General features: G+C 52.6%; 12 protein-coding genes and 1 pseudogene. 8 read left to right on the forward strand and 5 right to left on the reverse strand.

The genetic code is table 11. The features are described from left to right. The first annotated feature begins 28 nt into the window (after positions 1 to 28). Together MY069_RS11670 and MY069_RS11675 are read left to right on the forward strand one after the other, a co-directional pair. Positions 29 to 1,288, forward strand: a complete 1,260-nt coding sequence (locus MY069_RS11670) for a glutathione S-transferase N-terminal domain-containing protein (protein WP_482793959.1) — start codon at positions 29 to 31, stop codon at positions 1,286 to 1,288. 23 nt (positions 1,289 to 1,311) lie between these two features. After that, positions 1,312 to 3,054 carry an arylsulfatase gene (locus MY069_RS11675; RefSeq protein ID WP_482793960.1) on the forward strand — a complete coding sequence of 581 codons (1,743 nt, stop codon included), beginning with the start codon at positions 1,312 to 1,314 and terminating at the stop codon, positions 3,052 to 3,054. Positions 3,055 to 3,277: 223 nt separating this feature from the next. Here MY069_RS11675 and MY069_RS11680 read toward each other — a convergent pair whose 3' ends face one another. Then, positions 3,278 to 4,159 (reverse strand): helix-turn-helix transcriptional regulator, encoded by an 882-nt coding sequence (locus MY069_RS11680; protein ID WP_482793961.1) that lies wholly within the window; start codon positions 4,157 to 4,159, stop codon positions 3,278 to 3,280. A gap of 145 nt (positions 4,160 to 4,304) precedes the next feature. Between MY069_RS11680 and MY069_RS11685 the strand changes: the two genes are divergently transcribed. From MY069_RS11685 to MY069_RS11700, 4 genes are all read left to right on the forward strand, one after another. After that, entirely contained in the window at positions 4,305 to 5,288 is a 984-nt protein-coding gene (locus MY069_RS11685) for an alpha/beta hydrolase (RefSeq protein WP_482793962.1), read from the forward strand. A gap of 55 nt (positions 5,289 to 5,343) precedes the next feature. Next, positions 5,344 to 6,279: a nuclear transport factor 2 family protein gene (locus tag MY069_RS11690; protein WP_482793963.1), complete on the forward strand. Its 936-nt coding sequence runs from the start codon at positions 5,344 to 5,346 to the stop codon at positions 6,277 to 6,279. Positions 6,280 to 6,715: 436 nt separating this feature from the next. Next, positions 6,716 to 7,732 carry a cytochrome-c peroxidase gene (locus MY069_RS11695; protein ID WP_482793964.1) on the forward strand — a complete coding sequence of 339 codons (1,017 nt, stop codon included), beginning with the start codon at positions 6,716 to 6,718 and terminating at the stop codon, positions 7,730 to 7,732. Beyond that, positions 7,729 to 9,846: a putative bifunctional diguanylate cyclase/phosphodiesterase gene (locus MY069_RS11700; RefSeq protein WP_482793965.1), complete on the forward strand. Its 2,118-nt coding sequence runs from the start codon at positions 7,729 to 7,731 to the stop codon at positions 9,844 to 9,846. The genes MY069_RS11695 and MY069_RS11700 overlap by 4 nt, the downstream gene beginning before the upstream one ends. A 620-nt stretch (positions 9,847 to 10,466) precedes the next feature. Here the strand turns inward: MY069_RS11700 and MY069_RS11705 are convergent. Next, the gene (locus MY069_RS11705; RefSeq protein ID WP_482793966.1) at positions 10,467 to 11,144 is read right to left on the reverse strand and encodes a nitroreductase; all 678 of its coding nucleotides are present in this window, start codon (positions 11,142 to 11,144) and stop codon (positions 10,467 to 10,469) included. A 77-nt stretch (positions 11,145 to 11,221) separates the two neighbouring features. Further along, complete coding sequence (locus tag MY069_RS11710) at positions 11,222 to 11,788, reverse strand: TetR/AcrR family transcriptional regulator (protein WP_482793967.1); 567 nt, start codon at positions 11,786 to 11,788, stop codon at positions 11,222 to 11,224. 78 nt (positions 11,789 to 11,866) lie between these two features. Between MY069_RS11710 and MY069_RS11715 the strand changes: the two genes are divergently transcribed. Continuing rightward, a complete protein-coding gene (locus tag MY069_RS11715; protein WP_482793968.1) occupies positions 11,867 to 13,009 on the forward strand; it encodes a zinc-dependent alcohol dehydrogenase in 1,143 nt (380 codons plus the stop codon). Between the two features lie 124 nt (positions 13,010 to 13,133). Here the strand turns inward: MY069_RS11715 and MY069_RS11720 are convergent, their stop codons facing one another. Then, positions 13,134 to 14,207: a citrate synthase/methylcitrate synthase gene (locus tag MY069_RS11720; RefSeq protein ID WP_482793969.1), complete on the reverse strand. Its 1,074-nt coding sequence runs from the start codon at positions 14,205 to 14,207 to the stop codon at positions 13,134 to 13,136. A gap of 76 nt (positions 14,208 to 14,283) precedes the next feature. On the opposite strand from MY069_RS11720, the gene MY069_RS11725 reads away from it, so the two are divergent. Further along, entirely contained in the window at positions 14,284 to 15,411 is a 1,128-nt protein-coding gene (locus tag MY069_RS11725) for a citrate synthase (RefSeq protein WP_482793970.1), read from the forward strand. A gap of 143 nt (positions 15,412 to 15,554) precedes the next feature. Here the strand turns inward: MY069_RS11725 and MY069_RS11730 are convergent. Next, positions 15,555 to 16,938, reverse strand: a pseudogene (locus tag MY069_RS11730) (transposase). Positions 16,939 to 17,279: the final 341 nt, after the last annotated feature.

Here is a 17,279-nt window from a genome sequence, read left to right on the forward strand (position 1 = left end):
AACGGTAATGAGACTTTTGGAGGAGAGAATGGAAAGCAACACCGCGAACATACAAGAGGGGTATTATACCATTTATGGAATGTTCTGTTCCTATTTCACCAAAAAGCTCGAGAACTATTTCCAGGTAAAAGGCATTCCTTACAAGTATGTTGAACTCGACTCCCCGGGCTTCGCTCAGCTTCCCAAAAAAGTCGGCGTCACGCAGTTTCCTTTGGTCGAGTGCCCAGATGGTACGTGGCTTTGCGATACAACACCCATCATCCAAGCCTTTGAGAATGGGACGCCAGAAACGCCCATCCGGCCGAGAGACCCGTTGGTGGCGTTTTGCAGCTACTTTCTAGAAGACAGCTTCGATGAGTGGCTTTGGGCACCTGCTTTATACTATCGGTGGGCCTTCGACATGGACGAGCGCCGGCGAAGCGATGAATTCACGTATACGATTGCGGCCAGAGGTTTGCCCCTGCCGCGGTTCATGCTGAGATGGGTCATTAAATCTCGTCAAACGGGCGTCCACCTCAAGCGGAACGGTTTGGTTAGCGACCGGCATAATCGTCAGATCGAACAACTCTATATCGATTTGCTTGACCTCTTGCAGCCAATTCTAAAAAAGCGTCCATTCCTGTTTGGGTACAGGCCCTGTGAAGCAGATTTCGGATTGCAGGGGCCGATGTTTCCGCACTTTAGCAATGACCCGACCCCACAAGAAATCATGCAAGTCCGTGCGCCAAACGTTTTTTCTTGGGTAGCGCGACTTTGGGCGACGCGGCCAGAAGACGTGAATGCAGCGCCGGAAATTTCGACGGTTCCCGACGATCTTAAAGACCTCATGCAAAAAATGGCGTCAGACTATGTTCCGTACTTACTGGCAAACCGAAACGCCTTCCTAGAAGGTGAGGATACAACATCCTATAAGGTCGATGGTTTAGAGTGGACGGTGATGACGGCGCCATATCGAGTCTATTGCCTAGCTGAAATCCAGAAGCGATTTCAGATTCTGAGTGATGAGCATAAAGCCCAAGCCCGACTTTTCTTAGGAGATGCGGCCGCGGATATTCTTCAGGCAGAAATTATTTGTCCTGAAGAAATGAAGTCCGTCACCGCCCATAGACCTGCGCGACTGCACTCAGACGAAACCGTTTCGAGGCTTTGGTCGAAGAAAAGTCGTTTTGAAAAGCTATTACAAAATTCTCGAGCCAACCGGCCTGTCAATGTGACCCCAGAGCTGAAAGCTGAAGGGACAGACTGGCTACCCATCTATTTTAAACACCACCGCGCCCGTCCAAATTGATGTTCCGTCAAGAGGAGCTTCTCATGCCGTTGAAAACCGTATCGAGTCTTTTTGCCTTTCTCCTCACGGCGATATGGACAGCTGGAACCGCGTATGCCCGGCCAAACTTTGTTGTTATTTTAGTCGATGATGGCGCGTTTATGGATTTTGGCGAATATGGCGGAGAGGCGCATACGCCCAATATCAATGCGCTTGCAGACCAAGGCGTCAGATTCTCCAACTACCACACGTCACCACTCTGTGCACCGTCGCGCGCGATGCTACTAACAGGTCTGGACAGTCACAGAACCGGTGTCGGCACAATCCCGGAAGTCATAACACCGGAACAGAAAGGCCAACCGGGCTACGAACTTCGTCTATTGCCTGAAGTAGAAACGGTTGCCGAAACGCTAAAGACAGCGGGCTACCAAACTTATATGACGGGCAAGTGGCATCTTGGCCAGGATCAAAACGACCTTCCCAATCGACACGGCTTTGACCGGTCATTTGCGCTCGACGCTTCAGGCGCCGACAATTGGGAACAAAAGCCGTTTATGCCGCTATACGAATATGCGCCTTGGTTCGAGGATGGTGAGCCAGCGACTTTGCCGGACGACTTCTATTCGTCGCGGTTTCTCGTCGACAAGATGATCCAATATCTCGGAGAAAGAGACACAGCTCAACCGTTCTTTGCCTATGTCGCATTTCAAGCAATCCACATACCTGTGCAAGCGCCCCGAGAGTTCACCGACAAATATGTAGGGGTCTATGCACAGGGTTGGGACGCACTTCGCGAGCAACGGTTTGATCGGGCAAAACAGCTAGGGCTTATTCCGGAAACCGCTTCGCCCCCAGAAACGCACCCCGATTTACGGCCATGGCATTCACTCAGCCAAGAAGAAAAAGAACATTATGAGCGCAGCATGATGGTCAATGCTGGCATGCTTGAAGCAATGGATTTCCACATTGGTCGTCTCGTCGATGACCTGAAAAAGCAAGATGTACTCGACAATACGATTTTCATAATCACATCGGATAACGGACCGGAGTTCAATGACCCGATCGAAGACACGGTTTTCAAATTGTGGATGCGGGCAAACGACTACCATACGGATGTCGAAGGTATGGGAGAACGCGGAAGTATGGTTGCCATCGGCACTGAGTGGGCGAGCGCTGCCGCCGCACCGGGCTCGCTATTTAAGATGTACGCAAGCGAAGGTGGAACCCGTGTACCTCTCATTGTCAGCGGTCCGGGCATTGATCCTAAAGGCTTTACGAAAGCGCGAAGCTTTGTAACCGACATTGCACCAACTATAATCGATATGGCTGGATTGCCCGTAAGCGAAACCATGAATGGACGTAGCTTGTCGCCTGTGCTTACGAATGCCGAGAGTGAAGTCTATGGTGATGATGAATCAGTGGGACTCGAAGTTGCAGGCAACGCCGCGCTGTTCAAAGGACAGTTCAAGCTAACGCGAAATACGAAACCGCATGGTGACGCCACCTGGCGTTTGCATAACATTGTGGATGACCCAGGCGAAACAATCGACCTTTCGGAGCAAGAAACGGAACTGCATCAAGAAATGCTGTCTGACTATAATCGTTACGCCGCGGACCTAAAGGTTGTGGCGCTGCCAGCTGATTTTGATGTGCAAGCTCAAATTGGCCACAACGCGCGAGCGAAAATGTTGCGCCGACATATGTTCACCGTGGCTGTTGTGGGTGTGGTATTTTGCGGTTTGATCTTCGTTCTGTTCCGTTTCACTCGAAAACTCTGGCGGCGATAGGTTTTACCGCATCTGTGATAATGCGTGATCAGAGGCACGCAGCGATACTTGAGCTTTGATCGTCGCCAGGATTTGGTGGCGGGCCCGCGAATGAAATAACTCAGAATGCAACAAACGCTTGATAACCAGCGACCTAAGCCGCTGAGCTAGCGTCTGGTTTTGCTCGCTTTGCCGAAACCATGAATGGCTAGGGATGAGCAAGTCTAAGACGCTCGATCGTCTCTTATCCAGCTTTCTTTCGCCATTGCTTCGGCGTTTCGCCTTTGATCTGTTTGAACGTCCTGGTGAAGTGCGGCTGATCGGAAAAGCCACATGCCAACGCAATATCGATCAGCGCGTTAGACGGATCGGCGAGCATCTCGCTGGCACGTTCGACTCTGTAGCGCATCAGAAATTGATAAGGGGTGTCACCGACCGTTTGTTTGAATAAGCGCGAGAAGTGAGATGTTGAAAGTCCAGCCTGTCTGGCAATGTCTTCGATCTGGATCGACTGGCCATATTTGTCTGCCACAAAATCCAGAACGCGCTTGTAATGGGCGGCGCTGAATGCCGGGGAAAAGGCGATATCTTCACTGCGTTCGTCGCCATACTTCTGCACGAGTTTCACTAGAAACACGCGCGCAAGGCTCTCAAACATCAAGTCTGAGCTGTGTCCGGGCAAGCGAAGCGCATCCAGGAGCATCACCGCCGCACTTGTAATGTCCTCGTCCTCGAATTGCGGAAGATCATGCAATTGCTGATCTGTCAGAAGAACGCCGAGCTCATTTTGAGTAAAGGACTCAAGCTTCGCAGGATCCAAAGTGATCACAATACACCTTGATTGCTCGTGCCAGCGCCACCCGCTTTCAAGCCCAGCCGGTGTCACCACAATTTCATTCTGATGAAAGATGAAGTCCCGGTGCTCGCCGTCCCGCCAGTTTTCAACGCGGTGCGGCGTTTCCTTCAGACTGATCAGAATATGATGCTGATCGAAAGCCTGCGCCGGCATCTCATCTGGGTCAGCCTCGAAGTATTCCAAGCTGAGCAAATCACTGGCCCGCTGACGCACTATATCGCCCGACCGCATTAAGGGCTCGGAGGGGTAGATTTCTTGGTAAGTCTTCATGCCGGGTCATATAGGGCAGTTTTGTCAAAAAGCAGGAATCTTCAAAACCTGCGCAGGGATCAGCAATCAAACAAACGCCCCCGCCTCTAGGTTGGCTTCATCGGAACACAGCGTTCCGGGAACTTAAACCTAAAGGACCAAACCAATGAGCAAATTCATCAAAACCCTTGCAGCAACTGCTTCCATTCTAACCCTCGCAGGCGCGTCTGCAGCCGAAACGCCAATACCGGCTGACAGGTCTTACACCGTGGAGCGCGTCACATTCACCTCCGGCGGCGATACGATTGTCGGAGACCTTTATATTCCCGAAGGCGTCACCGATGCGAACCCGTCCGAAGCTGTAATCGTCACAGGTTCATGGACCTCCATCAAGGAGCATATGTCCGGGCTATATGCCTCTGAACTCGCCGAGCGCGGGCAGATGGCGCTTTCGTTCGACTTCCGCACTTGGGGTGAAAGCGGCGGTGACACACGCAGCCTGGAAAGCCCTGAGATGAAAGTCGAAGACATCATCGCAGCAGGAAACTTCCTAGTCACCCGCGGCGATGTCAGCGGCGTCAACGGTCTCGGCGTCTGCGCCAGTGCAGGATACATGGCGACGGCCGCAGAGCGCTCGCCAATCTTACAGTCTGTCGCCCTCGTGGCACCGTGGCTGCACGATGCTGAAATTGTTGAAACTGTCTACGGCGGCGAAGACAGCGTCTCGGCGCTCATCGAGACCGGCCGTGCAGCTGCCGCAACTGAAGCCGAAACCGGTGAGCCGCAACTCATTGCAGCTGCAGGCGATGCAGATTCAGGAGCTCTCATGGCAATGGATGGCGGGTACTACAATGACCCAAACCGCGGCCGGATCCCACAATGGGAAAACACGTTCAATCTCGCCTCCTGGGAAGGCTGGCTGACTTTTGACAGTGTGCGGACCGCGTCTGAAATCACTCAGCCCGTGCTGGTCGTGCACTCTGAAGCTGCCGCCATCCCGCAAGGCGCGCGCAAGTTTGAAGCTGCGCTCACCTCTAAAGGCAGCCAGTCCATCTGGCTCGACGGCGTCGGTCAATTCGATTTCTATGACAGTGAGACGCAAGTCGAAAAAGCCGCCGATTACGCTGCTGCCTTTTTCATCGAAAACTAATCTGGATCCTAAGGGCCCAGCCATGCGTTGGGCCCGCATTCCCCTGGAGACACTCATGAAATATTTTATTGGAACCCTAGCTATGACCGCCGCATTCTCCCTTTCCCCCATTGCGCACGCCTCGCCCGAAGACGAAGCTGCCATCACAACAATTGTTGAAAGTGTGGGCACGCTTGCTGATCGCGGCGAGTTCACTGCGCTCGAACGTCTTTATGCGCCTGAAGTGATGATCGACTATTCTTCCTTGAGCGGACAGCCCGCCGAGATCAAAAGTCCGCAAGGCCTGATGACCGAATGGGCAAGCGTATTGCCAGGCTTTGACCGAACGCGTCACGCCCTGTCCTCTATCCAAACGCAAATCAACAGCGAGACGGCTACAGCCACGGCCGCGGTCGCGGCAGGTCATTGGATTAACGACGCCTACTGGCAGGTCGATGGCCAGTATGACTATCAATTCGCTCATGACGGCCAAGCATGGAAGATCACGTCCATGACTTTTACTGTAACCGATGAGATCGGTTCGCGCGACGTGTTCGGTCCTGCGATTGAGGCAGCGAGCAAAGATCCTTCAGAATATATTCTTCGGCAACAGACCCGCGCGGTCGTCATGGATTTTCTCACAGGTCTGGAAGAAAAGGACATGGCGAAGGTGAATAGTGTTTGGGCCGATGATGCCGTCCAGGACATGCCTTACGTGCCAAGCAACTTCCCAAGCCGTGTCACAGGGAAGGAGGCTTTGATTGCACAATATGCGGCGTGGCCCGAGGTGTCTGGCGCTGCCAACTTCACCGATCATCTAGTCTTCTATCCGATGCAGGATCCGCGCACGATTTTTGTCGAATATCGCGGCGAAGTCGACATCATTCCGACGGGCGAAACCTATCGTCAGACCTATGGCGGTCTCTTCCATGTAGACGAAGGTAAGATAACTTTGTTTAGGGAGTATTTCGATCCGCGCGAATTCGCCCGCGCCTTTGGAATGGAACAGTGACGTTCTCCCAACTCTACAAGCTGACCGTGCACAGGCGCTCTGCACGGTCAGTTCTGTTTATGTCTCCTTCTGCTCGCAAAACTGTTATGCGTTGATCGGTGTTGTGCATCGAGAGCCAATGTGTAAACAAGTTTACGTTCGGTCTCCGCGTGCGTCCCCCACCCAGCCTGCAAGAGACTTGAACCGAATGCCCGGCCGAAACGGCTGGGCATTTTATTGGATGGTACTCATCTCGAATTCTGCATCGTTGTATGCCTTGCCACGCCGTGCGTGAGCCCGCTGTAGTGGAGTATCGAAATCTAATACTGAAAGCAAAACGCACAGACAGCGAGCCGGTGACGAGATCCGTATTCGAAAATTTGGAGATGGAAATTCACCAAATATTCTCCAAAACACAATACAACCCAAAGTCGAAATACAGGGTTGTTAGTCTCAAATGGGGCACTTTTTTCTTCAACTGATTTGCGTTGGAAGCATTGCGGTTTTCAGTCAGCTCGGACCGCCCGATGACCAGAAACTTCGCGATGAATTTCGCAGACCTGATGTGATTTCTTTCCCTGAGGATGCTCCATACTCTCCCCAGGTTGCGGCGCTAGGAAAGAAACTATTTTTCGATCCGCGTCTTTCTGGCGCTCAGAACATGAGCTGTGCATCGTGCCACAATCCGTCATTTGGATGGGAGACACCAGCAGCCAGAACCATCGGCGCTATGAATGAGCCGCTGGACCGGCACGCCCCCACTATTGAAAACTTAGCAGAAGCAAAGCGCCTACATTGGGATGGAAAAGTCGGCTCGCTAGAAGAACAAGCAAGTCAGCCAATCACACACCCGAAAGAGATGAACAACACAATCGACGACGTCGTCGAACGGCTGATGCTGATCCCTGAGTATAAACGTTGGTTTGAAACACTTTTCGATGACGGAATATCCGGCGGGACCGTTGTTCGTAGCATTGCCACTTATGAACGCACTTTGAGATCTGGCCACGCACCGTTTGATGATTGGATTAATGGTGACGATGACGCAATTTCGCAGCAAGCACGCGCAGGACTCGATCTATTCACCGGTAAAGCTAAATGCGCAGCTTGCCATTCAGGTTGGGCGTTTACCGACTATGATTTTCACGACATAGGTCTCGACACAGATGACATTGGACGCGGAAAGTATGAGCCAGATAACGCAGAGGCACAGTTTGCGTTTAAGACACCTACACTGAGAAATGTAGCCATTCGAGCGCCATACATGCATCGAGGAAACTTGCAGTCGCTTCGCGATGTTCTTCGTCATTATAATGAGGGTGGCTTGGCACGGCCGTCCAAATCAGAGGACGTCACCGATCTTGAGCTGAGCGATTCAGAAATAGATGCGATCATCGCATTCCTAGAGACGCTATCGGCCAACGATGTTCACGTCACAACGCCAGCACTTCCTCCAGAGGTGCCGGAACGATGAATGGCAGATCTGGATCTCTGCGCATAAGCATATTTTTGCCTTTGGCTGTGCTCTTGATCATCGGGTCGAGCGCAATGTTCTGGATTTCGGATACAGCTCGAAACAGTCATGAGTATGCTGAGATTCATCAGCAACAGGTCACTAAAGCACTCGAAGTTGTTGTGTCGTCAAAAGCTTCGATTGCCGAAATTGATAGGTATGTCGGCGAAGTTACCTCTTTCGATCGGATCATCCCACAAGAGGAAATCTCGGAGACTTTTACTGCTCTACGCAACAAAGTTTTAGCTGACCTCAAAGAACTGACGTCACATGTTGAGATGGGTGTAGATGCGGAGACTCTTCTCGAACTCGAGCGGAGTGCGATAGAGTGGGCCGACAATGCCGAAATTGTTCTAGGACTCAGACCCTCGAGCAATATTCCGACGTTCGAAAACCTCTCAGTCAAAAAGAATCGTATCCAGTCGACGATGTCATCAGTGTACGCTCAAGCGCGCATTTTTGAAGAACGCGCAATGATCGAGAACCGGTCGCGATTTCGCGAACATATGACGGCCGCACAGATCTCTTTAATCGTGCTCTTGATCGTAGGAAGTCTAATCGCGTTCTATCGCGCCAATCATCTAGCTTCTGCACTACAACGCCTTTCGTCTGACATGACCCGAATTCGCAATGGTCAGTTCAGCGTCCAAGTAGAAGATGCGACGCGGAAAGATGAAATTGGAGAGATGGCCCGAAACGTGGCCTCTTTCTCTCGTGATCTTCAAGAGCTGACCGCCACCAAGGAACATGTTGAATACCTTGCCCTACATGATCCGCTTACGGGCTTGAGGAACCGGCGGTGCATGGACCGTAAACTAGATGAAATTCGCGGCACCGATAACTCGGATGAAGAGTGGATCGCGATGCACATAGATCTAGACCGTTTCAAGATTGCCAATGATACGCACGGTCACCACGCGGGAGATGAAATTCTACGGGTTATTGCGCAAGTTCTTATTCAACAGGTTTCATCAAGCGACCTTATCTTCCGGGTGGGTGGCGATGAGTTTCTGGTGCTCTCCCGGGAGAATGCTACACAAGAGAAGGCCAGTAAGCTCGCCGAGTCGATCATTCGCGGAGCATCCATGCCAATCTCTTACAATGGTGCAGAGTTACAAGTGAATGCGAGCATTGGGATTGCATTCTATTCACAGTCTGAGCGAAACACGGAATTATTGCTCTCCAACGCAGACTTGGCGCTTTATGACGCGAAAGCAGCAGGGCGCGGTCTCTTCAAATTCTCCTCCAAAGCGCAACGCATTCAACGCGAGCGGCAAAGAACGACCTTAGAGCAACTCAAACGCGGATTGGCCAAGCAAGAACTGATTGTGCATTTCCAACCGCAAGTTGATGTTTCAGCCAAGCGCGTCATCGGAATGGAAGCGTTGCTTAGATGGGATCATCCTGAGAGAGGCACGCTCGCGCCAATTCACTTTCTAGATCTCGCAATGGACAATGGTCTCGGCGATGAGCTTACCACGATTTGTATTCAGCAATCGATTGAAGCCTTAAAAACCTGGCGTGACCTTGCGATCGATGTGCCGCGAGTCAGTTTGAACTTCGCCGCAAACCAACTCCGCAACCCCGGTCTGATCGATGAGTTAAATCAAAGGGTTTGCGATAGCGGTTTGTCTTCCCACGATATTTCAATTGAGATCGTTGAAAGTGTTCTTTTCGGAGACCGTGAAGATCTCGCAATCTCGCAAGTCAAAAGACTTCGAGACCTAGGATACAAAATCGAACTAGACGATTTCGGAACAGGACATGCGTCGATCTCGAATTTGACGCGTTTCAAGGTGGATCGAATTAAACTAGACCGGATGTTCGTTAGCGATATCGATTCAAATAAAGACAAGCATGCGATCGTTTCAGCTCTAACGGATTTGGCGGGTAAGCTGGACATTGAATGTTTAGCCGAGGGCGTTGAAACCGCCTCCGAGCGCGATGAACTTGTTTCACTCGGCTGCACTCAGTTCCAAGGGTACTTGTTTTCGCGCCCTAAGTCTAAACCCGCGATAACTCAATGGTTGTTGCATCGAAATTCGATTGAAGTCTCGTCCAATAAAGCGATCTAACTTTGATTCCCGTCCAACCGCTTTATGTCTTCTTTTGCTCGCCCACCAGCCTTAGTCAGCGTCTGCTCTGGGGCGAATTTAAGCCGCTTGCTTTTCAATTCTCAATCTTGAGACAATTAGGCTTATCTCAAGGCGCCAGCCTGGACTTGCCCATCGGGCGTTTGCGTGTAGCCTGTGTAAGCTGATAGAAATGTTGCTCGAATGACTCCCTATGAAATCGCTGACCTTCGATCCCAAATGGCGACACGCGTCGCCAATCTGACTATGGTTTGGTTGACCTTGACGTTTGGCGTTTTTGCGGCTGCTCATGCAATACGCGACGAGTCCAATCTGTTTTTGGCGATCGCTATTTTTGTTTTTTGTGGCATCGTGAGTGCCGGGGTGACGAGCGTAGTGATATATTCGCATCGACAAATCGAAGCTTTAGCGAAGGACGCGGCGACCTTTTCCAGCGCGCACGATCACGTTCCCGAAATCTTGTCACCCAAACTTATGCGATCTCCTGTTCCTATTGTTTGGATACAACCCATGATGATGGTCGGTTCAGTTTTTGGGCTTGTCTTTTTGTTATGGTCTGGCTGAATCGCAAATGGATTAACATTTGCGGCGAAGCGACAGGGTTAGAAACCTCGAAAGGTTGTAAACTCATCGACAGAGCGCCTCGATGTTCGCAACGAATTGACGTTTGCGTCCCGGTCTGCGTATCCGACAGCGATGCCTGCATAAATTACATCGTTTGCTGGCAGCCCCAGACGAGTATGTAATGTTTCGCGTACGCTTCCCCAAGCTTCTTGCATACAGGTCGCAAAACCGCGTGACTCTGCGAGAAGCGCAAAGGTTTGCATGAACATCCCCAAATGAGCCCACTGCGGACGCTCAAGCTCGCGATCAATAGAAATTAACATCCCGACGGGGGCGCCGAAAAATCGGAAATTGTTTGCGAGCCATTCAAGCCGTGCAAACTTGTCTTCTCTCGGGATGCCTAGCTTTTCATACATTAGTTCGCCGGTTTCAGTGCGCAGCGCTCGGTGTGGGTCCTTAAGCCCGGCAGGATAGACTGGGAATTCTCCTTGTTCTCCCATAGGATTTGCAAGGATCGTTTTCTGAGCAATATCGCACATCTGTTCAAGTGGCTTGCCACTTAAAACAGTTGCTCGCCATGGCTGCATGTTGCTACCGGACGGCGACCAACGCGCAAGGTCCAACAGCTCCCGTATACTTGATTCAGATATAGGTTTTGAGAGGAAAGCCCGCGTTGAGCGTCTTTCTCGAACGACGGTTTCGATATTGGGCGACATGACCTGATCCTGTTTTTCTATCCAACCGCAGTGTTCTTTAGCAGTGCGCGAAACGCTCTTCGTGGTGATTTGAAAGCTTAGACACGCAGAAGCAGCGACAGTTCATCGCTAACGTTTTTTATGGGAGTCAGTTGCTTCTGCGCACGGCACATAATCACTGCCCCTTCGTAACTAGACAGAATTAGCGTAGCCAGCTTTTGAGTACGCTCAGCTTCAATGCCGGTGCTTTCGAGAAATCCAGAAATGCAATCGTTCCAGTCTTGATACGCAGCATTGCAGAGCTTTGCGATTTCGGCTGATGTGCTGGCAAGCTCTAGCGTAAATGTAGCAACTGGGCATCCTTCCGAGAAATCAGACTGCGTGATCCAAGCCTGCAAACCCTTTCCGATGGTGCGTACATAATCAGCGGCAGAGTCTGCGTAGGTCGCAGCGAAATGTAACAGAGCCAGAACATCTTGACGCGACTTCTCAATCGCAGCGATCGCAAGTTCCTTCTTCCCGCCCGGAAAGTGGAAATAGAAAGAGCCTTTCGGGGCTCCGCTGGCTTCTATCAAACGAGATAAGCCAACTCCGTGAAATCCATGCCGCTGAAAAAGAGTGTTCGCGGTATCAACGAATTTTTGGCGGGTTTGAGCGCCCTTCATAATCACTACTCCGATGATCAGGGTTTACAAATATGTCAATCACCATAATATGTCAATCACCATACTGCGGAGAAGATCATGCGCCAACTCATGTTTATTAAGAAGAGAACGCTTGAGTGGCGTGAAGCGGACGATCTCGTTTTGCAAGCATCAACCGATGCATTGGTCCGCCCATTTGCGGTGGCGCGATGCGATCTCGATACCGCATTCCTGAACCGAAGCCTGACTGCACCTTTGCGCCTCGCTGCGGAGCTGCATTGGTTTGATCCTCGCATTAAGTACGACCTCGGAAAACAACCGTTCAAAGGGCCTTTTCCATACGGGCACGAATGTGTCGCCGAGGTCATCGCGGTCGGGGCTGATGTCCGAGGAGTAAATATCGGTGACGTGGTGATCGTTCCGTTCCAGGTTTCATGCGGCAAGTGTTTGACCTGCCAGTCGGGTCGAACGGCACAGTGCGATACGGACAGACCGGCGCCAATCTCTGCTTACGGCTTTGGGGATCCAACGGGGGCTTGGGGAGGTGCAATGAGCGACATCGTTCGGATTCCACATGCAGAGCACATGCTCGTTCAGGTGCCTGATGGAGTCGACCCAATTGCGCTCGCAAGCGCGAGTGATAATATTCCAGACGGATGGCGTGGGGTTGGACCACACCTGAAACGCAATCCCGGAGCACCGGTTTTAGTCGTTGGTGGGCGGGCAAGAAGCGTCGGCTTGTATGGAGCGGCGCTCGCAGTCGCGATGGGGGCCGAACGAGTAGACTTCGTTAGCTCAGATAGACATTCTCTGGAGATTGCGGAGCGGGTCGGCGCAAATCCGGTTGAAATCAAGCCAGGGAAGAAATCGTATCGCGAGCGGCTTTCCAGTGGAAAGCGGTATCCAATCAGCTTCGATGCAAGCGGGCTTCCAGGAGCGCTCGATTTTGCCATTCGTTCTCTCTCTCCGGGGGGAGTCTGTACAAACGCTTTTTTCTATTTTCGGAAATCAACGCCGATGCCGGTCTGGGAAATGTATGTAAAATCGCTCTCATTCGAAACGGGACTAGCTGACGTTAGCGCATCCCTGCCGGACATATTGGAACTCACAAAGTCCGGCGCGTTCAAGCCTGAACTTGTCACGACGCTGGTGGCAGATTGGGAAGATGCACCCAACGCCTTCTTAGACCCGACCGCGAAAGTCGTCGTTACTCGAGAACGAATAAACCCACCGCGTGCGTAATCAGGCCGGAACAATCGCACCACTAAACTCGCCGGGCGTCTTAACTAGGGCGCATCCCGCCGCTTAGACGAGAGGCTGTTGTGGAGCGAATTTAAGCCGCTCCGGTTATTCGAAATACTAGATTTCATGCATTTGTCAGTTCTGGCATAGGCCCTGTATAGATTGATTTTGGGCGTACAATTCGGCCTTCAGAAATCTGTTCACGGGCATGCGCGATCCATCCAAGCACCCGCCCACAAGCAAATGTCGCGGTGAAGGCTTGGCGCGGAATGTCTAACGCCTCCAGTAAAATCGCTGTATAGAACTCAACATTCGTTTCTAGCGACCGATCTGGGTATTTGTTGCGTAGCTTTCCGAGCACTTCGCGTTCAATGTGCTCAGCATATGCGATCCGGCCCGCCGTACCCGGCAAGCGACCGGCCGCGGTTTTCAGCGCATCTGCGCGAGGGTCCCGCGCCCGATAAACGCGGTGACCAAAGCCCATCAATCGCTCTCCGTTTGCCAAGGCCTGATCAATCCAAGCCTCGGCATTCGCCACCTCACCAATCTCGTCCAGCATATCCAGCACCGGCCCAGGGGCTCCGCCGTGCAGCGGACCTTTCAGCGCCGACAAGCCGCCCAGGACCGCCGATGCCAGCCCGGCCCGCGTCGACGAGACCACGCGCGCCGCAAAGGTCGATGCATTCAATCCATGATCGCAAATCGTCACCAAATAGGCGTCGAGCGCCCGTGCGGTATGCGCCTGCGGCACGGTCCCCGTGATCATTTTGAGGAAATCGGCGGAAGACGATAAACGCGCATCGGGCGCAATCGGCACTTCACCAGCAGCCAGTCTCACCGCCGCAGCGGTGTAAACCAGACCGCTCGCAGCTAGTGCAATCGCAGTGTCGAGCGTCTCGTCATCTCGCTCATTGGCCCAGCCGCGTCTTAAATACTGAATGATGTCCGAATGAGACGTCACATCGGGCAAACGTTTGAACGCTTCCACCCTCGCCGCTCCCATCCGTGCGCCAAGCTCTTGCACCGATGGCACATCTTCAAAGGCAGATCGCCACAAAAGGTGCGTGACGTCCTCATACGCCAAAGATGTTGCGAGTTTTTCGACATACCAGCCTTTGATGATCAGCTCCCCAATATCGCCTTTGACATCTGAAAGCGCCGTCTCGGCCGCGACTACATTTTCTAATCCTGAATCCATAATCTTCTCCTGTCTGTTTTGAGCCTATGTCGGAAAACAGCTGGACAGCGTCAATCTTGATCAACATAATCAATATATGTCTTGGTTGGATCGTGAAGCTGCTTTGCACAAGCTAGGGGTCAAAGCCCAGACGCTTTATGCTTATGTCAGTCGTGGGCAAATTTCCGCGCAAACGCATCCCGATGATCCGCGCGCGAGTCTATATTCAGAGGTCGATATCGATGCTCTGGTGAAGCGCCGTCGGCGCGGGCGCTCTCGATCGGACATTGCCACTGCGGCTATTGCTTGGGGCGACCCGGTGATGGAAACCAAAATCACCACAATCCGAAACGGTCGACTGATCTATCGCGGGGTCGACGCCGTTAAGCTCGCCGAACATGCAACCGTTGAGGACATCGCCGCCCGGCTCTGGCAATGCGATCCATTACACCCTGAACACACGCCAGAGATCGCAATTCCAGGCACCACCGGTAAGGAGAGGGCCTTTAACTATCTCGCCCAAATGGCGGCCTCTCAAGACACACCAATCGCGCACGAAGATGAGATCGCAAGACGCGGCGCATCGCTCTTGATTGGCTTCTCAGACTCTGTGTCTGGTAAAACGGGGCGAGGTTTGTTCCATCAGCGCCTCGCGCGATATTGGAAGCTCGACCCAAACGGCACCGACCTGTTGCGTCGCACCTTAGTTCTGGTCTCAGACCATGAACTTAATCCATCCTCCTTTGCCGCGCGGGTGACCGCCTCGACGGGTGCTTGCTTAGCCGCGTGCGCCCTTTCTGGTTACGCAACATTGACCGGGCCACGGCATGGCGAGGCCTCGGCGCGGGCCTTGTCCTATCTGAAGCAACAACTCAGCAACACGGCGGCGATGCCCGGATCAAAACTCAACACGAACTCCCGAGACATTCCGGCGATCGGCCACGCGCTATATCCAAAGGGGGATCCTCGCGCCAAAGCCATCATAAAATGGACCAAACCAGAACCACGCCTAAAGCGCGCCATTCTCCAGGCCGAACGCCTCGGCGAAGACCGGGCCAACATAGACATGGCGCTTGCGGCGCTTTGCTTAACACTCGATCTGCCCGACGATGCCCCATTCCTAATTTTCGCAGCGGGGCGCATGGTCGGTTGGATCGCGCATGCAATCGAGCAGGCTCAAAGCGGAAAAGTCATCCGCCCCCGTGCAAAATACCTGGCCGATTGATAACAGAATCCAGTGATGCTGGTCTTGCTAGGGTCCTTTTTAGGGCAATTCTGTTGAAAAACTCTGCTGCTAGAGCGCGGGCTTTCCTCTTCGATCGTGTTCAGGCCTCTTTTTCTGCAGGGTGTTCGCTCTTCTCGACCGTATCACGCGGCGTTTTGGAGGGTGGTAGACGGTTTCGGGGCGTATCTGGCGAGTTTTCTGAGGTTTTGGGTGGTGGCAGCGAGGAGAAATTCGTCATTGGCTCCAGTGGGGCCGCGTAATCGTAATCGGCGCAAGCCATGTTGGCATTTCAGATGCGCGAAGCTCATCTCGACCTTCTTTCGATCTCGCCTCGATTGCTCGTATTCATCCGTTTCTCTCAGGCGCCTGACTTCGTCTCTGGCATGCTCATAGATGGATCGACCAACACGTTTGTTACGCGCGTTGGGACAGCATTTGTCTTTCAGCGGACAGACCGCGCAGTCTGAGCTGCTCGATCTGTACATTCGTTTCTTGTCTTTCGTGATGCCTGATCGCGGCACCTTATAGTTTCGTCGTTGATGGCGCAGCTCTTTGCCATTCGGGCAGTGTAAAGATCACGGTCCTGATCATACACGAAGTCTTTGACGGTGAAGTTTGTCGTCGGCGCGCCGGGCGGCTCAAGCAGCGCGACATGTGGAGCGATCTTCTTTTTATCGACCATCCAAGCAAGGATTTCACCGGCACCATAAGCTCCATCTCCCATCAGGCGTTTGGGCTTGAGCCCAAACCTATCCTCGGTCCGGTTGATCATAAGCTTCGCAGCATCGACTTCAGCGGTGCGATGAGCCGGCGTGGCTTCCACGTCCATAATAACCGATGTCTCAACATCCAAAGGTAATTGGTTGACCAGGTAAACCGGGCTTTGCCGCCAACCGCAGCGGTCCAACGCGCTATCGGATCGGTGAGGGATACCTTCTTGCGTGGCGTGCTATTTTCAGTCTCGGTCTGATCGATCGCATCAAGATATTCTGTCACCGGGCGCGAAGCGATCTTTGGGTCTGACCAGTCAACAGGCTCGCCCTTCTCAACAGCGCGGTCTTCACTCGCATCCGCGCGGATCAGACTGGCATCAACCGCAAAGCCCTCGCCTTTGACCAAGCCCTCGGACATGCAGCACAACACGACTTGCTCGAACAGTTTCCGAAACAAGTCACTCTCACGGAACCGGCCATGACGTGCTTTGGAAAAAGTTGAGTGGTTCGGGACCTTGTCTTCAATGCCAAGCTTGCAAAACCATCGATAGGCGAGGTTCAGATGAACTTCTTCGCACAAGCGCCGCTCCGATCGGATGCCATAGCAGTATCCAACGATCAGCATCCGGCACATAAGTTCCGGGTCAACCGATGGGCGGCCCGTGTGACTATAGAAGGGCTTTAGGTGCGCCCGGATGTCATCGAAATCGAGGAAGCGGCCAATCTTGCGCAGCAAATGATCTGCCGGAACCATCTCTTCCAGTGAGAACTCATAGAACAGCTTTGCACCGTCTTCGTCCAATCGTCCCATCATCGCGCATCTCCTCGATCTGCACGAAAATCACTGAATCAGAATTCGGCCACTTTGACTCGGAGTTTTTCAACACCATCGGGCGACTTAAGCCGCTGAGCTAATGTCTTGTGTGGATGGCTCCTGCGATGCAAGGGCTTTTTGAAGTTTCGGCGAGCATGGTCAGGTACAGTCTTGTGTCCGGCCTATTAATGAGGCGTTTGTGCCTCTGGCCTTGATGGTTTCCGCGGATCTGGTCCCATTCTGGTTTGCGGACATTTAATGTCCTCGACATTAGGCGGGTTTTCCTGATCCCCGGTCTGACCCGGATTGCCATCACTTCTCATCGTCCTTGCAAACTTGGT

This window comes from Hyphomonas sp. ske169 (genome assembly GCF_056850855.1).

Excerpts from the sequence above, each read along its gene's own strand:
- MY069_RS11670 (WP_482793959.1), top strand. The coding sequence starts at position 29 with ATGGAAAGCAACACCGCGAACATACAAGAGGGGTATTATACCATTTAT.
- MY069_RS11675 (WP_482793960.1), top strand. The coding sequence starts at position 1,312 with ATGCCGTTGAAAACCGTATCGAGTCTTTTTGCCTTTCTCCTCACGGCG.
- MY069_RS11680 (WP_482793961.1), bottom strand. The coding sequence starts at position 4,159 with ATGAAGACTTACCAAGAAATCTACCCCTCCGAGCCCTTAATGCGGTCG.
- MY069_RS11685 (WP_482793962.1), top strand. The coding sequence starts at position 4,305 with ATGAGCAAATTCATCAAAACCCTTGCAGCAACTGCTTCCATTCTAACC.
- MY069_RS11690 (WP_482793963.1), top strand. The coding sequence starts at position 5,344 with ATGAAATATTTTATTGGAACCCTAGCTATGACCGCCGCATTCTCCCTT.
- MY069_RS11695 (WP_482793964.1), top strand. The coding sequence starts at position 6,716 with ATGGGGCACTTTTTTCTTCAACTGATTTGCGTTGGAAGCATTGCGGTT.
- MY069_RS11700 (WP_482793965.1), top strand. The coding sequence starts at position 7,729 with ATGAATGGCAGATCTGGATCTCTGCGCATAAGCATATTTTTGCCTTTG.
- MY069_RS11705 (WP_482793966.1), bottom strand. The coding sequence starts at position 11,144 with ATGTCGCCCAATATCGAAACCGTCGTTCGAGAAAGACGCTCAACGCGG.
- MY069_RS11710 (WP_482793967.1), bottom strand. The coding sequence starts at position 11,788 with ATGAAGGGCGCTCAAACCCGCCAAAAATTCGTTGATACCGCGAACACT.
- MY069_RS11715 (WP_482793968.1), top strand. The coding sequence starts at position 11,867 with ATGCGCCAACTCATGTTTATTAAGAAGAGAACGCTTGAGTGGCGTGAA.
- MY069_RS11720 (WP_482793969.1), bottom strand. The coding sequence starts at position 14,207 with ATGGATTCAGGATTAGAAAATGTAGTCGCGGCCGAGACGGCGCTTTCA.
- MY069_RS11725 (WP_482793970.1), top strand. The coding sequence starts at position 14,284 with ATGTCTTGGTTGGATCGTGAAGCTGCTTTGCACAAGCTAGGGGTCAAA.